This window comes from Devosia sp. 919 (assembly GCF_013185965.1).
GTDB lineage: Bacteria > Pseudomonadota > Alphaproteobacteria > Rhizobiales > Devosiaceae > Devosia.
Genome location: NZ_JABAOL010000001.1, coordinates 1891763 through 1907465, shown reverse-complemented (window position 1 = coordinate 1907465; position 15703 = coordinate 1891763). Strand labels below are relative to the sequence as shown.

At 61.2% G+C, this 15703-nt stretch carries 14 protein-coding genes; 7 read left to right on the top strand and 7 right to left on the bottom strand.

The features are described from left to right. Positions 1 to 930: a 2-hydroxyacid dehydrogenase gene (locus HRQ64_RS09175; RefSeq protein WP_172123074.1), complete on the bottom strand. Its 930-nt coding sequence runs from the start codon at positions 928 to 930 to the stop codon at positions 1 to 3. A gap of 161 nt (positions 931 to 1091) precedes the next feature. On the opposite strand from HRQ64_RS09175, the gene HRQ64_RS09170 reads away from it, so the two are divergent. Genes HRQ64_RS09170 through HRQ64_RS09160 form a run of 3 tightly spaced genes read left to right on the top strand, consistent with a single transcriptional unit; the run spans position 1092 to position 4395 of the window. Then, positions 1092 to 2513 (top strand): circularly permuted type 2 ATP-grasp protein, encoded by a 1422-nt coding sequence (locus HRQ64_RS09170; RefSeq protein ID WP_172123073.1) that lies wholly within the window; start codon positions 1092 to 1094, stop codon positions 2511 to 2513. 4 nt (positions 2514 to 2517) lie between these two features. Continuing rightward, positions 2518 to 3468: an alpha-E domain-containing protein gene (locus HRQ64_RS09165; RefSeq protein ID WP_248306950.1), complete on the top strand. Its 951-nt coding sequence runs from the start codon at positions 2518 to 2520 to the stop codon at positions 3466 to 3468. Positions 3469 to 3501: 33 nt separating this feature from the next. Then, positions 3502 to 4395: a transglutaminase family protein gene (locus HRQ64_RS09160; protein ID WP_172123072.1), complete on the top strand. Its 894-nt coding sequence runs from the start codon at positions 3502 to 3504 to the stop codon at positions 4393 to 4395. Positions 4396 to 4402: 7 nt separating this feature from the next. Here HRQ64_RS09160 and HRQ64_RS09155 read toward each other — a convergent pair whose 3' ends face one another. Further along, positions 4403 to 5338 (bottom strand): AEC family transporter, encoded by a 936-nt coding sequence (locus HRQ64_RS09155; RefSeq protein ID WP_172123071.1) that lies wholly within the window; start codon positions 5336 to 5338, stop codon positions 4403 to 4405. 157 nt (positions 5339 to 5495) lie between these two features. Here HRQ64_RS09155 and glpD point away from each other — a divergent pair, with 157 nt between their 5' ends. Together glpD and glpK are read left to right on the top strand one after the other, a co-directional pair. After that, positions 5496 to 6992, top strand: coding sequence for a glycerol-3-phosphate dehydrogenase (glpD, locus tag HRQ64_RS09150; RefSeq protein ID WP_172123070.1), 1497 nt, complete (start codon positions 5496 to 5498; stop codon positions 6990 to 6992). A gap of 13 nt (positions 6993 to 7005) precedes the next feature. After that, positions 7006 to 8505 (top strand): glycerol kinase GlpK, encoded by a 1500-nt coding sequence (gene glpK, locus HRQ64_RS09145; protein WP_172123069.1) that lies wholly within the window; start codon positions 7006 to 7008, stop codon positions 8503 to 8505. Between the two features lie 10 nt (positions 8506 to 8515). On the opposite strand, the gene HRQ64_RS09140 is transcribed toward glpK, so the two are convergent. The 4 genes from HRQ64_RS09140 to HRQ64_RS09125 form a co-directional block, all read right to left on the bottom strand. Continuing rightward, positions 8516 to 9019, bottom strand: coding sequence for a CAP domain-containing protein (locus HRQ64_RS09140; protein WP_172123068.1), 504 nt, complete (start codon positions 9017 to 9019; stop codon positions 8516 to 8518). 17 nt (positions 9020 to 9036) lie between these two features. After that, positions 9037 to 9888: an aminoglycoside phosphotransferase family protein gene (locus HRQ64_RS09135; RefSeq protein ID WP_172123067.1), complete on the bottom strand. Its 852-nt coding sequence runs from the start codon at positions 9886 to 9888 to the stop codon at positions 9037 to 9039. Positions 9889 to 9976: 88 nt separating this feature from the next. Beyond that, positions 9977 to 11392, bottom strand: coding sequence for a glucuronate isomerase (gene uxaC, locus HRQ64_RS09130; RefSeq protein WP_172123066.1), 1416 nt, complete (start codon positions 11390 to 11392; stop codon positions 9977 to 9979). A gap of 375 nt (positions 11393 to 11767) precedes the next feature. Beyond that, positions 11768 to 12040: a hypothetical protein gene (locus HRQ64_RS09125; RefSeq protein WP_172123065.1), complete on the bottom strand. Its 273-nt coding sequence runs from the start codon at positions 12038 to 12040 to the stop codon at positions 11768 to 11770. Positions 12041 to 12359: 319 nt separating this feature from the next. Here HRQ64_RS09125 and HRQ64_RS09120 point away from each other — a divergent pair, with 319 nt between their 5' ends. Continuing rightward, a complete protein-coding gene (locus HRQ64_RS09120; protein WP_248308199.1) occupies positions 12360 to 12626 on the top strand; it encodes a hypothetical protein in 267 nt (88 codons plus the stop codon). Between the two features lie 134 nt (positions 12627 to 12760). On the opposite strand, the gene HRQ64_RS09115 is transcribed toward HRQ64_RS09120, so the two are convergent. Further along, positions 12761 to 13639 carry a DUF72 domain-containing protein gene (locus HRQ64_RS09115; RefSeq protein ID WP_210258532.1) on the bottom strand — a complete coding sequence of 293 codons (879 nt, stop codon included), beginning with the start codon at positions 13637 to 13639 and terminating at the stop codon, positions 12761 to 12763. A gap of 87 nt (positions 13640 to 13726) precedes the next feature. Here HRQ64_RS09115 and HRQ64_RS09110 point away from each other — a divergent pair, with 87 nt between their 5' ends. Continuing rightward, on the top strand, positions 13727 to 15664 hold the full coding sequence (locus tag HRQ64_RS09110; RefSeq protein ID WP_172123064.1) for a PAS domain-containing sensor histidine kinase: 1938 nt from the start codon (positions 13727 to 13729) through the stop codon (positions 15662 to 15664). Positions 15665 to 15703: the final 39 nt, after the last annotated feature.

Genomic DNA, 15703 nt, shown 5'->3' with positions numbered 1-15703 from the left:
TCAAACGACGGCGCTCAGCAGCGGCTCGCCGGCAAAATAGGCATCGAGGTTGGCCACCAGCAGCGCGCCCATCGCATCGCGCGTCTGATGAGTGGCACTGCCCTGATGGGGCGAGAGCACGACATTTTCGAGCTTCAGCAGCGCCTCGGGCACCTCAGGTTCGTTCTCGAACACATCCAGCGCTGCACCGCCCAGCTTGCCGTTCGACAGCAGCTCGATCATGGCGGGCTCATCGATGAGGGTGCCGCGCGCGACATTGACCAGCATGCCCTTGGGGCCCAGCGCTTCGAGCACTTCGCGCGACACGATCCGGTTGGTGCCCTTGCCGCCCGGCGCAATGATCACCAGCCAGTCAATATCGCGGGCCATCTCCAGCAGGTCGGGATAGAACACATAGGGCTCTTTCTCCTGCCGCTTGCGGCCGTGATAGACCACCCGCATCTTCATCGCCTGCGCCCGGGTGGCAATCTCCTTGCCGATTCGCCCCAGCCCCAGGATGCCTACCGTCTTGCCGGTCAGTTCGGTGAACAGACCCATATTGCCCGCCGGCCATTTTCCGGCGCGCACGAACTGGTCCGCCTGCGGAATACGTCGCGCGAGGGCGATCATCATTCCGATTGTCAACTCGGCCACCGCGTCATTGAGCACATCGGGCGTATTGGTCACGCGCACTCCGGCCGCCTTGGCTGCCGCCAGATCGATATTGTCGGTGCCAACACCGAAGCCGGCGATGATTTCCAGATTGGGCAATTTGGCGATGAGGTCGGCATTTACATCGCTGCCGGCATGGGCGCGAATGCGGGGTCCAACCTCGTTCAGAAAGCGTTCAGGTTCCTGAACTTCGTGCAGTTTATGCACGGTAAACCGTTCAGCAAGCGCCGCTTCGCAGCTCGCCAGCAGCTTCTTGGTTTGCAGAATTTCGATGGTCATGGTCTCGCCCCCCGCTCTTAACCCAGGTGAGAAATAGACAAAGGTTCCCGCCGAGTCGACCAGATTTGGCGAAAATGGCCCCTTGCTCCCGCTGGACGGCGCGTCACAAATATGTAGCAATGTGAATAGGATGGGACCAAGCCCTTTACCCTCGGAGCGAGATGGCCGACACAGCGCCGTTTGACGAAATGAACAATGCGGACGGATCGATCCGCGAACCCTATCGCGTCCTCGCCGAGTGGCTGGCCGAGCAACCCGAACGAGCCCTGCCCCTGATGCAGTCGGACGCCGAAGCGATCTTCCGCAAGCTCGGCATCACCTTCGCCGTCTATGGTTCGAGTGAGGGCACGGAAAAGCTCATCCCCTTCGACGTTATTCCTCGCATCATCTCGGCGGCAGAATGGCGTCGACTGAGCAAGGGAATAGAGCAACGGGTACGAGCACTTAACGCCTTTCTTTACGACATCTATCATCGTCAGGAGATCATCAAGGCGGGCCGGGTACCGGAGCACCTGATCCTCCAGAACGCCGCTTTTTGCCCCGAAATGATGGGGCTTGAACCGGCGCAGGGCGTTTACGCCCACATTATCGGCGTCGATATCGTGCGGGTCGGCCCTAATGATTTCTATGTGCTTGAGGACAATCTACGGACGCCTTCCGGGGTGAGCTATATGCTCGAGGACCGCGAGGCCATGATGCAACTGGCCCCGGACCTCTTCCATCGCTACAAGGTCGCGCCGGTGGAAACCTATCCCGAAAACCTGCGCCGCACTCTCGAAAGCGTGGCGCCCGCAGGCGCTGGCAGTTCGCCCAATATCGTAGTGCTGACGCCGGGCATCTATAACTCGGCCTATTTCGAGCACTCGTTCCTGGCGGACCAGATGGGCGCCCAGCTGTGCGAGGGGCCAGACCTGTTTGTCGATGGCGGCAAGGTCTATATGCGCACCACAACGGGCCCGACGCGGGTAGACGTGATTTATCGGCGCATTGACGATGATTACGTGGATCCGCTGACCTTTCGCCCCGACTCCATGCTGGGTGTTCCGGGGCTGTTCAACGCCTATCGCGCTGGCAATGTAACGCTGGTCAACGCGCCCGGCACGGGCATCGCCGACGACAAAGCCGTCTACACCTATGTCCCTGATATCATTGAGTTCTATCTGGGCGAAAAGTCCCTGCTAAACAATGTGCCGACCTATAACTGCACCGATCGCGAGCAGCGGGAATGGGTGCTGGCCAATATAGGCGAACTCGTGGTCAAGGAAGTGCATGGCTCGGGCGGCTACGGCATGCTGGTTGGCCCTACGTCCACCAAGGCACAACAGGAAGAGTTCAAGGCCAAGATCCTGGCTAGACCGGACAATTACATCGTCCAACCCACGCTCGCCCTCTCCACCTGCCCTACCTACGTCAACAATGGCGTGGCGCCGCGCCATGTGGATTTGCGGCCCTATGTTCTGGTGGGTGACAAGGTGCGGATCACACCGGGCGGCTTGACCCGCGTGGCGCTCAAGGAGGGATCGCTCGTCGTCAATTCGAGCCAGGGTGGCGGCACCAAGGACACCTGGGTGCTGGAGGACTGATGCCATGACCATGCTGGGGCGCACAGCGCAAAACCTCTTCTGGATGAGTCGCTATGTGGAGCGGGCCGAGAACATCGCCCGCCTGCTGGAAGTTGGCTATCGCATGAGCCTTACCTCGCGGCGCGAAGGTGGCGCCAGCGAGCATCTGGTCTCGATGATGCAGGCCGCCGAAGTCGACGAAGCCTTCGCCGCCAAGCACGATCAGGCCGATGTCGACAGCGTCGCGCACTTCATGATGTTCGATCCGGACAACCCGTCATCCGTTCATTCATGTTTGCAAGCCGCCCGCACCAACGCCCGCTCCGTCCGCACCGCCATCACCAGCGACATGTGGCAGAGCCTCAACGCGGCCTGGCTCGAGTTCTCCCAGATCAAGCCCACCGATGTGCGCGGCGCCAAGCTGCTCGGCCTCTTGCAGTGGGTCAAGCAACGCAGCCACGAGTTCCGCGGCGCCATGCTCGGCACCATCTTGCGCGATGACGGTTTTGCGTTTTCGCAGGCGGGCAGTTTTGTCGAGCGGGCCGATAATACAGCGCGCATCCTCGACATGAAGTATTACGTGCTGCTGCCACGCGCAACGATGGTGGGGGGCGAGCTCGACATCCAGCAATGGACACTGATCCTGCGGGCAGCCTCGGCGCATCGCTCGTATCAGCACTTCTATCGGGACCGCTTCAAGGCCCACAACATCGCCGATTATCTGATCCTGCGCCCTGAAATGCCGCGGTCACTGGTCTATTGCGCACGATCAATGTCGGACACGCTGGACACGCTGGCGGATGTCTACGGGCAACGCATGATCTGCCACGAAGCGGCTGAACAGCTCTGTGCCATGGTGGAGGACACAACCATGGACACGATCTTCGCTCACGGCTTGCACGAGTTCCTCAACGAATTCATCGGCCGCAACAATCATGTCACCGAGTGCATGTCGGTCAGCTACAATTTCTACTGACACCCGGGATCGCTCGGCACAAAAGGCTTCCAGATGCGCATCGCCATCCATCATCGCTTGAGCATTACACCCCCGCCCGGCACCGTGCATGCGCTGATGCAATTGCTGCTCACGCCGCAATCAGGCGTCGGGCAGAAGGTCGAGAGCTGGACTGTGGACATGCCGGGCCTCGACAGTGCGGCACGGTTTACCGACGCCTATGGGAACATCATGCATCTGGTTAACCAAAGCCGCCCGGAAGGCGAGATCGTGGTCACGGTGGACGGCGTGGTTGAAACCGTTGACAAGCATGGTGTTCTGGGGCGCGTGGGGGGAGAACCGGTCCCAGGTCTTTTCAAGCGCAAAACGTCCTCAACGCAGGGCAGCGAAGAGATCTTCGGTCGCTTCAAAGGCAGCAGCAATAATCGACTGGAGGTGCTGCATGGCCTGATGGCGGCGGTCGGCGAAGCTCTTATTCCTCAAGAGGTGGAGGATGCGGCGGCTCCCCTGAACGGGGGCAACGAGGCGGCCCAGTCCATGTCCGCGGCAGGCGTGACGCAATCCATCGGTGGAGTGACGCAGTCGATAGGCGAGAGCCTGACCGAGGTGACTGAAAGTGAGGGAGCGTCAATCAAGTCATTGCCGCTGGCGAGCGAGTTTGCCCACCAATTTATCGGCGCGGCCCGAGCGCTCAACATTCCGGCGCGCTATGTCACCGGTTATCTTGCGGATGACGAGGGCGGAAGCACTGCGCTGCACGCCTGGGCGGAAGCTTTTGACGATCGGCTTGGCTGGATCGGCTTCGACCCCATGCTGCAACTGTGTCCCACAGAACAGCATGTGCGACTGGCTGCGGGGTTGGATGCCCACACGACCCAGCCCTTACGGGCAGTGCCACTGGGCGATGGCGTGCGGGTACTGGGCTTCTCGGTAGCGCCCGCTACCTAGGCCAGCGCTAAGGACCGAGGATCAACAACCAGGCCGAAATGGAAGCCGCCGAGGCAAGTGTTGCGATCAAAATCGTGTTCGCCGCGACGCTGGTGCCGCGATTGTAGTAGGTCGCGAACACGTAAACATTGACGCCGGGCGGCATAGCGGCCAGCAGAATGCCATATCGGGCAATCTCCATATCAACCCGCATCACCCAGACCATAAGCACATAGGCGATGGCGGGGTGCAGGACGAGCTTGATCAGCGAAGCCACAACGGCCTGCTTCCAATTGTCGGACAAGCGGTACTCGTTCAGGGCGCCGCCGATGCCGAACAAGGCGGCGGGCACCACCGCCTGGCTCATCATCAAGAAGAATGCATCGGCCGGCTCGATCAGTTGCAGCCCGGCAAAAGATCCGATCATCCCGCCGGCGATCCCCCAAATCAGTGGGTTGGAGAGGACCCGCTTGGCCGCTAGCAGCAGCGTTCTACCCAAGGAGCGACCATCCCGCTTGACCAGTTCCATGGTCACCATGCCGATGCTCAGCAAAATGGCCCCGTGCAGACCGATAATGGAGAGCGTGACCGGCAGCGAGTCCAGACCATAAGCGCGCTGCATGATGGGGAGCCCCACCAGGACCGTATTGGTGAAGGTGCCGGAAAAGCCAATCGAGACGCTTTCGCCGGGTGTGTTCGCAAAAAACTTTCGGGCGATGAATATGCCGACCACAAAGCAGATCAGCGCGCCCAGGTAAAACGGTCCGATAATCGCAAGGTTGAAGGCGGACCGAAAATCGCTGGTGAGAATGGAGTGGAACAGCAGGCAAGGGGTCGCAAAGTTGTTCACAAATGCGATCAGGCTTTTGATGCCTTCGGCGGGAAAAAGCCGGAAGCGCACGGCACAGTAGCCTAGCGCCATCAGCGCGAATATTGGCGCGATGACATTGAATATGGCGAGCATGGCCGGGCAACCTGGAAACTGGTCCCCTGCCCTAGACTGCCGTCGCGGTTGGGTCAATCCGAGGGAGTGAGACGGGCGGCTCCAAGACGCACATGAAGTTCATTTTCATGAGCGAACATAAGGCGTAGAAGCGGCGGGAATCTCCCGGGAGCCCAGCATGACCCAAACAGAGCAAGTCGATATTTTTGTGATCGGTGGAGGCGTCAACGGCACTTCCATTGCTCGTGATGCCGTCGGCCGCGGCTTTTCGGTGATGCTGGCCGAGATGAATGATCTAGCGTCCGGTACATCATCGGCCGCGACCAAGCTGGTCCATGGCGGGCTGCGTTATCTGGAGCACTATGAGTTTCGCCTCGTTGCCGAAGCCTTGGCCGAACGCGAAGTCCTTTGGGCGGCCGCACCGCACATCATCTGGCCGCTCCGGTTCGTCTTGCCCCACCACAAGGGGCTGAGGCCTAAGGTGGTGCTGCGCGCGGGTCTGGCGATGTATGACTATATGGGCGGACGCCGCCTGCTTCCCCCGACCAAGACGCTGGACCTAACCAAGGACGAAGCGGGCAAGCCGCTAAAACCGGGCTTCAAGACGGGCTTTGAGTATTCGGACTGCTGGGTGGACGACGCCCGTTTTGTCGTTCTCAACGCTCGGGACGCTGCGAACAAGGGTGCGACGGTCTACACCCGTACCAAGGTCACCAGCGCGCGCCGGGATAACGGGGGCTGGACGCTGACGCTGTCAGGGCCGGATGGCGAGCAGACGGTGCACGCCAAGTTTGTGGTCAATGCCGCTGGTCCCTGGGTGGACGAAGTGGTCGGCAATACGATGGGCAATAACGGCGCCCACAATGTGCGCCTTGTGAAGGGCAGCCACATCGTGGTGCGAAAGCTGTTCGACCATGATCGCTGCTACATCTTCCAGAACGCCGACGGACGCATCATTTTTGCCATTCCCTACGAGCAGGATTTCACTCTGATCGGCACCACCGACCAGGACTACACGGGCGATCCCAAGGACGTCGCTATTTCTGATAGCGAGATCGACTATCTCTGCCGGGCGGCCAGCGAGTACTTCGCGCTGCCTGTCCTTAAAGCCGATATCGTCTGGACCTATTCCGGGGTACGCCCATTGTTCGACGACGGCGCCAGCGCCGCCCAGGAAGCCACCCGGGATTACGTCCTCAAGCTCGATGGCGATCTGGCCAGCGGAGCGGCGTTGCACGTCTTTGGCGGCAAACTCACGACGTCCCGGCGCTTGGCCGAGTCGGCCATGGAAAAGATCGAAAGCGTGCTGGGCCAACGCGGCCCACGTTGGACCAAGGAATCTAAACTGCCCGGCGGTGAGTTCGAGCCGCTGCAGTTTGAATCGGAAGTGCGGCGCCTGGCTATGGACTATAGCCGCCTGCCCGCCACCATGATCCGGCGGTTGATGCGCCTTTACGGAACCAAGGCGCGGGTAATCCTTGGGGACAACAAGGAACTGCACGAACTGGGGACTCACTTCGGCGCTGACCTTTTCCAAAGCGAGGTGGATTATCTGATTGCCAATGAATGGGCTGTGAGTTCCGCCGATATCTTGTGGCGCCGCACCAAGCTGGGGCTGCATACCGGGGCTGAAGACAAGGCGCGCCTGGACGCTTATCTGGCACAACGGCGCTAAGGGGGAGAGCGGAATGACTGAGGGTTTTGTGCTGGCGATCGACCAGGGCACCACATCGAGCCGAGCCATCGTTTTTGATGCCAGCTGCCAGGTGCGGGGCGTCGGCCAGCAGGAATTTGCGCAAATCTTCCCCCAGGATGGCTGGGTCGAACATGATCCGGAGGCCATTTGGGAGAGCGTCCTTGCCACAGCACAGACGGCCATTGGGGCGGCCGGGATCGAGCCGGCGGCATTAGCTGGCATCGGCATCACCAACCAGCGTGAAACCGTGGTTTGCTGGGATCGCGATACCGGCAAACCCATCGCCAATGCCATTGTTTGGCAAGACAGGCGCACAGCACCGGTTTGTGCTCAACTGCGGCGAGACGGCGTCGAGGCGCTCGTAACCGAGCGAACCGGATTGCTGCTCGACCCGTATTTCTCTGGAACCAAGATTGGGTGGCTGCTTGACCATGTGCCTGGCGCCCGTGACCGCGCCGAATGTGGCGAAGTGCTGTTCGGTACTGTCGATAGCTTTCTGATCTGGCGGCTGACGGGCGGCCGAGTGCATGCCACCGACGCTACCAACGCGGCCCGTACGCTACTGTTTGACATTGTCGCCAATCGCTGGGACCCCGAACTGCTGGAGGTGTTCGGGGTTCCCGCAGCAATGCTGCCCGAGGTCAAGGACTGCGCCGACGACTTCGGGAGCACCGATGCGGCGCTGTTTGGCGCGGCTGTGCCGATCCTTGGCGTTGCCGGCGACCAGCATGCCGCGACGATCGGCCAGGCCTGCTTCAAGCCTGGGATGCTGAAATCGACTTATGGCACTGGCTGCTTTGCGCTGCTCAATACTGGCACCGAACTGGTACGGTCGCATAACCGGTTGCTGTCCACCCTTGCCTATCGGCTGGACGGCAAGACCACCTATGCGCTGGAGGGGTCGATCTTTGTGGCCGGTGCAGCCGTGCAGTGGATCCGGGACGGGCTGAAGCTTGTGAACAAGGCGAGCGAAACTGGCCCCCTGGCGCAGTCGGCAGATCCCAACCAGCATGTTTACATGGTGCCCGCATTCGTGGGCTTGGGCGCACCTTGGTGGGATGCCGAGGCGCGCGGCGCGATTTATGGCCTGACCCGCAATACCGGGCCAGCCGAGATCGCGCGGGCAGCACTGGAAGCGGTATGCTACCAGACGCGCGATTTGCTTGATGCGATGCGCAAGGATTGGAAAAGCACTGGCGGGGAGACCGTGCTGCGCGTGGATGGCGGCATGGTCGCGTCTGATTGGACCATGCAGTTCCTGGCGGATGTGCTCGACGCGCCGGTTGATCGGCCAACGATCCTTGAAACCACTGCATTGGGCGCCGCTTGGCTCGCTGGCTCGCGCGCCGGGGCTTGGCCCGACATGGAAGCCTTTGCTGCTGGCTGGTTATGTGACCAGAGGTTCGAGCCCGCAATGGACCCCTCAACGAGGGAGAGCAAGCTCAGCGGTTGGGGCGCAGCAGTGCGGCGCACGCTTAGCACAGCGGCTTAGGCCTGCGCGACTAGATGAGCCAAGCCTCGAATGAGCCGCCGGCGATCATGGCCCAATACAGCCGGCCCTTGTCGGTGCGCGCCACAGCCAAGCCGAACTCAGTGAATTTCGGGCTGAGCAAGGTGGACCGGTGCCCAGGCGAATTCATCCATCCCTGGATGGCGCTTTCGAGATTGGGATGGCCGCCGGCAACGTTCTCGCCCACTGCGCCGAGATAGCCAGCCTGGGTTACACGTTCGCGCAAGGTAACGCCCAGATCGTGGCTGAGCTTGTTCTTGGCTGCCATTAGCTGGGCTTGCGAACGGGCTGCCGTTTCAAGCCGCTGATTATAGCTCCAGGGCGGCGCGCCATTGGCTTTGCGCACCGCGTTGATGGCGGCAAGGATTTGATCGTCAGACAAGGTTTCGGGAGCGGTACCACCGCTGGCGGGAACAATTGGCGCGGTGGTGGCGCAGGCCGAAAGCAGCGCCGCGCCCGCAAGCACCAGCGCGCCGCGGCGGGTCAGGTTAGCCATGAAGAGAACCCTTGAGGTCACGCCTGATCATAGGCGCTGAGCAGATTGGGAAGGCAGGCGAGTTGGATCGTGATGGGCTTGCCATCCGCCAGGTTCAGGGAAGCCGACAAAGCTGCATGGGCCGCGGCCCAGCCCAAAACCCGTTTGCGGGGAAGATCGAGTCGCGCCTCGAAGGTGTCCAGCAATGCCAAAATGCGGCGCGGGTCGGCAACCAGCGCTTCGGCGCCGGAGGGGCTAACAAATGCGGGTGCTACTTCGTAAGCCGGATCACCGAAGAGGCCCACCGGATCGATGGCGAGCCATCCGCGCCCCGACGAGATGATGTTGTCGTAGTGCAGATCGCCGTGAAGCGGGAGTTGTGCACTGGGTTTGTCGAACAGCTTGAGCGCGATGCCGCTGGCACGGGCGTAGAGATCCCGGGCGGTGTGCGGCCAGACCCGCACATCGGTATCGAATAGCATCTGAAAGCGTTCGCGTAGCGAAAGTAAGTCCGGGGGAGACTGCGGACGCGGCCGATGAAGACTGGCGATCACGGTTGCAAGTGCGACAGTCGCCTCTTCGTCGTGGCCGCGCCGAACAGCGTCCCCCAGCGGAATGCCGTCCAGCCATTCCATGAACAGTGTGTCGCCATGCGAGTCAAACACGGTCGCGGCGCCCTCCCCGCCATACCAGGCCATCAGCGCCGCTCCGCGGCGCTCCGCATCTGGGGGGGCCGCCTTCAGGATCTTGAGCACCGCAAAGTTGCGTCCATTCTGATCAACGCGAAAAATCCAGCTGGTTGCTGTGTCGGCAAGCGGCTGCGAGCGGGTCAGGGACCAGCGGATCATGGCGCGGCTGAGCGCTGTTTCGACGGGCGACTGATTCATCATGGACGCATTAGAGCAGAACAATGGTCGTGATTCGACCTCCCAGCGCTCTTTACGCCAAAACTTGATAAGCGCCCACCCGAAGCGGCCATCAGTTCAGGCGATAAGCATCCTTAGCTGCGGTGTAGCTCAAATGCTTGGCCAAGTCCTGCGCAGTCGCGGCCGAGAGCCGGTGCTCGCCCACCCAACGCCCAAGGAAGCCGCTGACTTCACGGCGCCAGACATCATGCCGGGCGGGGATCGAGAGCAGCGCACGCGTATCGTCATTGAAGCCGGCGAGATTGTAGAAGCCGGCCGTCTCCACCACCTGGTCAAGATAACGCCGGATACCCTGCGGGCTGTCGTGGAACCACCACGGCGGGCCGATCATCAGGCTGGGCCAATAGCCAGCCATGGGCGCCAGCTCCCGAGCATAGGTGGTTTCATCGAGCACGAACATGATGATGCGCAAGTTCGGCTCATTGCCGCAGCGGCCCAGGAGCGCCCGCATACCGGTGACATAATCGGTCGTGCCAGGAATGTCGGCGCCAAGATCGGTGCCACGCTCGGCCATCAGCAACGGATCGGTGTTGCGGCGCGAGCCGGCATGGATCTGCATGACCATGCCGTCGTCCACCGACAACAGCGCCATTTCCGTGAGCATCTGGGCACGGAACAGTTCGGCATCCACAGCATCGTGCCGCCCGGCCAAGACCTTGTCGAGCAAGGCCTGCTTTTCGACCATCGGAAGGTCAGCAGTGTTGGCGGTGGGAACCCCATGATCGGTCGCAACGGCGCCGAAGCGCCGGAAGAACTCTCGCCGGCTCCGGTGGGCATTGATGAGACCGCCCCAGGTCGTAATGTTTTCTCCGGTGACCTCCCCCAGACGCTGAAGATTGTCGGCGATGGCGGGGCGGCTGGCGTCGGTAACATCATCAGGGCGATAGGTGGTACGCACCCGCCCGATCAATCCCCGGTCAGCCAAACGGGCATGGTGCTGGAGCGGATCGAGGGCGAATTCGGTGGTCGCAATGGTCTCTACGTTGGCACGATCGAGAATCGCCAGCGGCAGCAAATCGGGATCACCCAAGCGCTTGTCGACGACGTCATAGATCGCATCAGCAGTGTCTGGCCCCAACTCCTCGTTGATGCCAAAGGTGAGCTGGAGCGAGTGATCGACCCAGGTCTTGGATGGAGTACCTGCGAACAAATAGTAGTTCGCGGCGAAGAGACGCCAGGCATCGCGCCCGGCCGTAACTGGCTTTCCGTCCTTGCGGGGCACGCCGAGATCGTCATAGCTCAGCCCACGGCTGCGCAGCATGCGCAACACGTAATGGTCTGGGGTGAGAAACAGCGCCGCCGGGTCCGAAAACCGATCATTGGCCGCAAACCATTCCGGGTCCGTGTGCCCATGGGGGCAGATCAGCGGCAAATCTTTGACAGCAGCATAAAGGTCCCGCGCGACGGACCGTGCTGGTTCGGCCACGGGGAAAAAGCGATCGGGATGAAGGTGCGGAGCATTGGTCATGATCAGGTTTTGCCATGATCCGGACCCAAGATCAACGACTACCATACAAGATCGGCCAGTGAGCGGATTAGATTAAAATTAACGGCGTTCCGGAAAGGCTTTTCCCCCTGCCGCCATGCTGGACTACGCTTGCGACGTGGGCGAAACGACTAAACAAAGGCCGCCCCGAGTTACTGGCGACTGCCACGCATTGTCTCAAGGGGTAAGCGATGACACAGGTTGAATTGCAGGGAACTGGCCACGACGTCCACGCATCCACCTCAGCTATTCGCCGGCTGCCCCGGGCTCATGCGATGGTCCTCGCTGCCGGGATGGCGGCCTTCGGTATAGTAGCCGTTGCGGCCGCGATGACCATGACCCTGTGACAGCCCAAGCTCACGCGACCTCGCCAAGACTTTCGCGTTCTTGCGGCGTGGTTTTGCGGAAGTGCTCTTCAATTGCTTCGATGCCGATCTCATCCAAGCAGTGCCGGATCGGTGCCCATAGGGCCCATTTCGGCTTGACTGCCCTCATCGTCAGCCGATCATCCACCAGGTCGAAAGTGACGTTGGCAGCCTTGGCCAGCGCAAGAAACTGCGCCACTGCCAAGGCGGTATCGCGCCGGTCATCACCGATCTGAGCTACAGTATTGTGCAACGCTTGATCCATTGCCGTACTCCACACATCCGTGCAGAAGCAACGGAACTCTGCGCAATTCGATGCAATTGCAAGCGGAACGTGGTTTACGATTCGTTACCGCGACAATTCTGTAGTTAATCCAAGAAGCCGGAGTTGTGCGGCCGGTGATCCTTGACCGGCATCAAAGCATCACTGTTCCGGCATCGGGCGCGAAAGCAAGCATACAAGATACCACTTAGATGGCGCTTCCCATATGTCGCAGGTGCGAGGCGCATGGTCGGGGCGACGCTTTGGCGGTGGCCATAGCCGCCTTCTCGCGCTATGGGAGCGCACCGCATAATGGAGAGCAATGATGAGCGACGAAGATCAGGATATTGAGCTTTCCGAGCAGAGCTGCGAATTCACCCAGGACGGGATCACCGTCCAGGTCGGCATCTACCGCCTCAAGGACAGCAATGATGGCTGGACCCTGGAAGTGGTGGACAATGACGACAATTCGCTGATCTGGGAAGACACCTTCCCCACCGAGCTGGACGCCTGGAACGAGTTCCAGCGTGCGCTTGAGGAAGAAGGCATCGCCCAGCTGATCGGCCCGCCCGACGAGGCCGTTCACTAAGCGAATGACCGCTGCGGCCATGACCTGCCAGTACGACCCAGACCCATACGCCGAGCTCGACTACCGAGCCGACGCCGATGAACTCTCGGAAGAGAGAAAGCCAACGCGCGTGCGTATGCATCCGAGGCGGGCCCTTAACGGTCCGCCCCGGCGGCACCATCGCACATTGTAGCGGCGACGGTGCTTGCGGGGCTTTCCTCCGCGATAGGATCGCGCAGTTTGAAGGCGTCGCGCAGCGCCGCGCCTGATGCGGTGTTGTCAAAGATGCACCAGCCCGGACCACTCCCCGCCCTCAGCAGTGCGGCGAAAAGCTCAATGGCTGCAGGGTCGTACTCTGAATAGTAGATTTTCGGCGAACCGTGCAGCCGCAGGTAGGTTGCGCCGTCGGCAAGCGCCGCCGCGCGCAAGCCTTCTTGCTGTGGATCGGCATAGACGCGGGCGATCTTGAATGCCTGCAGCAGTTCGGAAGCTTCCGCGTTGGCCCAGGTGGCGTGGCGGGGCTCCAGATAAACAGGCACCGGGCTGCGCGCCTGGAGGGCGGAGAAGAATGCCGATGCGGACTCGGGCTGAAATGCCAGCTTGGGCGGGAGTTGTACGAGGATTGCCGCGAGCTTGCTGCCGAGCGGAGCGATGTCGGCGAAGAACTCATCGAGGTCAGTTTCGGGGTTGATGAGCTGACTTTGGTGAGTGATGGTCTTGGGCAGCTTGACGGAGAATTTGAAGTTTTGCGGGACTGAATCGTGCCAGCGCTGCCAGGTGGATGGGCGGTGACGGCGGTGAAAGCTGGAATTTACCTCGGTCGCGGAGAATACGGCGGCGTAGCGCTCCAGGGCGGTTCCTTCCCCCTGGAACTCGGAAAAGTCCCGATTTAAACTCCATCCTGCCGTACCGATGAACGCATTATGAACCACTGCAAAGCCTTTATGAATGGGCCAAAATCCAACTCCCATGGCGTCGAGCTGTTCCCGCCGGAAGTGGCCAGTTGCATCACCTGCTGTGTCGAGGGAACGCATTTGATCGTGCGACGCTCTCAAGACGTTTGGACATCGGCGGCAAATGGGTAGATGAGAGAGACGATTGATGCGAAGGTGCGGGCAGACATGATCGAAACCGAAAGCCAGGTCACGACACCCGGCAGTGACCACTATCAGCTGCTGGTGAGCAGCATCGTGGACTATGCCATTTACATGCTGGATCGTAACGGCACGGTGGTGAGCTGGAATGCCGGCGCGCAGCGCTTCAAGGGCTACGAAGCTTCCGAGATCATCGGGCACCATTTCTCGAGATTCTATACCGAAGAAGACAAGGCAACGGATCTGCCCGCGCGAGCCCTGCGCACTGCAGCCGAAGAGGGCAAGTTCGAGCAGGAAGGGTGGCGCGTTCGCAAGGACGGCACCCGCATGTGGGCGCATGTGGTGATCGACCCGATCCGCAGCCCGACGGGCGAGCTGATCGGGTTTGCCAAAGTCACCCGGGATCTATCGGAACGAAAAGCGGCGGAAACGGCCCTGCGCGAAAGCGAAGAACAGTTTCGCCTGCTGGTGCAGAGCGTCACGGACTATGCGCTGTACCAGCTCTCGCCCGAGGGCACGGTCAGCAGCTGGAATGCCGGGGCCCAGCGCATCAAGGGCTACAGCGCCGAGGAGATCATCGGCCAGCACTTCAGCCGCTTCTACACGCCCGAAGACCAGGAAATCGAGCTGCCCAGGATCGCGCTCGAAACCGCCACGCGCGAGGGGCGGTTCGAGAAGGAAGGCTGGCGCGTCCGCAAGGATGGCAGCCGCTTCTGGGCGCATGTGGTGATCGACCCCATCCGCAATCAGGCCGGCAACATTGTCGGCTTTGCCAAGGTCACCCGCGACAATACCGAACGACGCGAAGCGCAACGGGCACTCGATGAGGCGCGCGAGGCGTTCTTTCAGTCGCAAAAGTCCGAAGCGCTGGGCCAGCTTACCGGCGGCGTGGCGCATGACTTCAACAATCTGCTGATGGTGATCCAGAGCAGCCTCGAGCTCGCGCAAAAGCGGCTGCCCGACGATCCCAAGCTGCGCCGGCTGATTGGCAATGCGCTGCAGGGCGCGCAGCGCGGCGCGTCACTGACGCAGCGCATGCTGGCTTTTGCCCGCAAGCAGGAACTCAATCCCGAGTCCGTCGACGTTCCCCAACTGGTGCGCGGTATTCTGGACCTGCTGGAGCGTTCGCTTGGCCCTTCCCTGGACCTCGTGACCGAATTTGCCGCGACCTTGCGACCGGCCCGTGCAGATGCCAACCAGCTCGAGCTGGCCATCCTCAACCTCGTGGTCAATGCGCGGGACGCGATGCCCGGCGGCGGCATTATCCGGATCTCGGCCAAATCGATCGATGTCGTCGGAGCCGGCAAGCCGATGCCGCCCGGCCGCTATGTGCGGATCACCGTGGAAGACAGTGGCGAGGGCATGGATGCGGCGACATTGGCCCGCGCAACCGAGCCGTTCTTTACCACCAAGGGCGTGGGGAAAGGCACCGGGCTCGGCCTGTCCATGGTCAAGGGCATGGTCGAACAATCCGGCGGAAGGTTAGTGATCACCAGCGAAAAAGGCACGGGTACCACGGCGCAGATCTGGCTGCCCGAAGCTGCAGCAGAAACGACGCTCGACACCGCCACTGCCGATGAACAGCAAACACACCAGAACGAGCCGGCCAAAAAACCAGTCGTACTGGTGGTGGACGATGATGCACTGGTGCTGGGCAATGTCGCAGATATGCTTGAGGACCTCGGCTATAGCCCGATATTGGCGGGCTCGGGCGCCGAGGCGCTCAAGGTGCTGGCGACCGGTGAGCCGATCGACATGATGCTGACCGATTATGCCATGCCCAATATGACGGGCTTGCAACTGGTGAGGGAAGCCCGTTCGCGACGGCCGGACTTGCCGGTGGTTCTTGCCAGCGGCTTTGTGGACCTAGCCGGCGAGGAAAGCATCGAGCTGCCCCGGCTCGCCAAGCCGTTCCGCCAAACCGAACTGGCCAAGGCTGTGTCAGCGGTTATCGAGGCGAGCTGACGAAAGGCTGCCGGCGGGCGCGAAGCCTGCCAGCTGGTG

Coding starts and splice junctions, on each gene's coding strand:
- HRQ64_RS09175 (WP_172123074.1), bottom strand. CDS start 930: ATGACCATCGAAATTCTGCAAACCAAGAAGCTGCTGGCGAGCTGCGAA.
- HRQ64_RS09170 (WP_172123073.1), top strand. CDS start 1,092: ATGGCCGACACAGCGCCGTTTGACGAAATGAACAATGCGGACGGATCG.
- HRQ64_RS09165 (WP_248306950.1), top strand. CDS start 2,518: ATGACCATGCTGGGGCGCACAGCGCAAAACCTCTTCTGGATGAGTCGC.
- HRQ64_RS09160 (WP_172123072.1), top strand. CDS start 3,502: ATGCGCATCGCCATCCATCATCGCTTGAGCATTACACCCCCGCCCGGC.
- HRQ64_RS09155 (WP_172123071.1), bottom strand. CDS start 5,338: ATGCTCGCCATATTCAATGTCATCGCGCCAATATTCGCGCTGATGGCG.
- glpD (WP_172123070.1), top strand. CDS start 5,496: ATGACCCAAACAGAGCAAGTCGATATTTTTGTGATCGGTGGAGGCGTC.
- glpK (WP_172123069.1), top strand. CDS start 7,006: ATGACTGAGGGTTTTGTGCTGGCGATCGACCAGGGCACCACATCGAGC.
- HRQ64_RS09140 (WP_172123068.1), bottom strand. CDS start 9,019: ATGGCTAACCTGACCCGCCGCGGCGCGCTGGTGCTTGCGGGCGCGGCG.
- HRQ64_RS09135 (WP_172123067.1), bottom strand. CDS start 9,888: ATGATGAATCAGTCGCCCGTCGAAACAGCGCTCAGCCGCGCCATGATC.
- uxaC (WP_172123066.1), bottom strand. CDS start 11,392: ATGACCAATGCTCCGCACCTTCATCCCGATCGCTTTTTCCCCGTGGCC.
- HRQ64_RS09125 (WP_172123065.1), bottom strand. CDS start 12,040: ATGGATCAAGCGTTGCACAATACTGTAGCTCAGATCGGTGATGACCGG.
- HRQ64_RS09120 (WP_248308199.1), top strand. CDS start 12,360: ATGATGAGCGACGAAGATCAGGATATTGAGCTTTCCGAGCAGAGCTGC.
- HRQ64_RS09115 (WP_210258532.1), bottom strand. CDS start 13,639: ATGCGTTCCCTCGACACAGCAGGTGATGCAACTGGCCACTTCCGGCGG.
- HRQ64_RS09110 (WP_172123064.1), top strand. CDS start 13,727: ATGATCGAAACCGAAAGCCAGGTCACGACACCCGGCAGTGACCACTAT.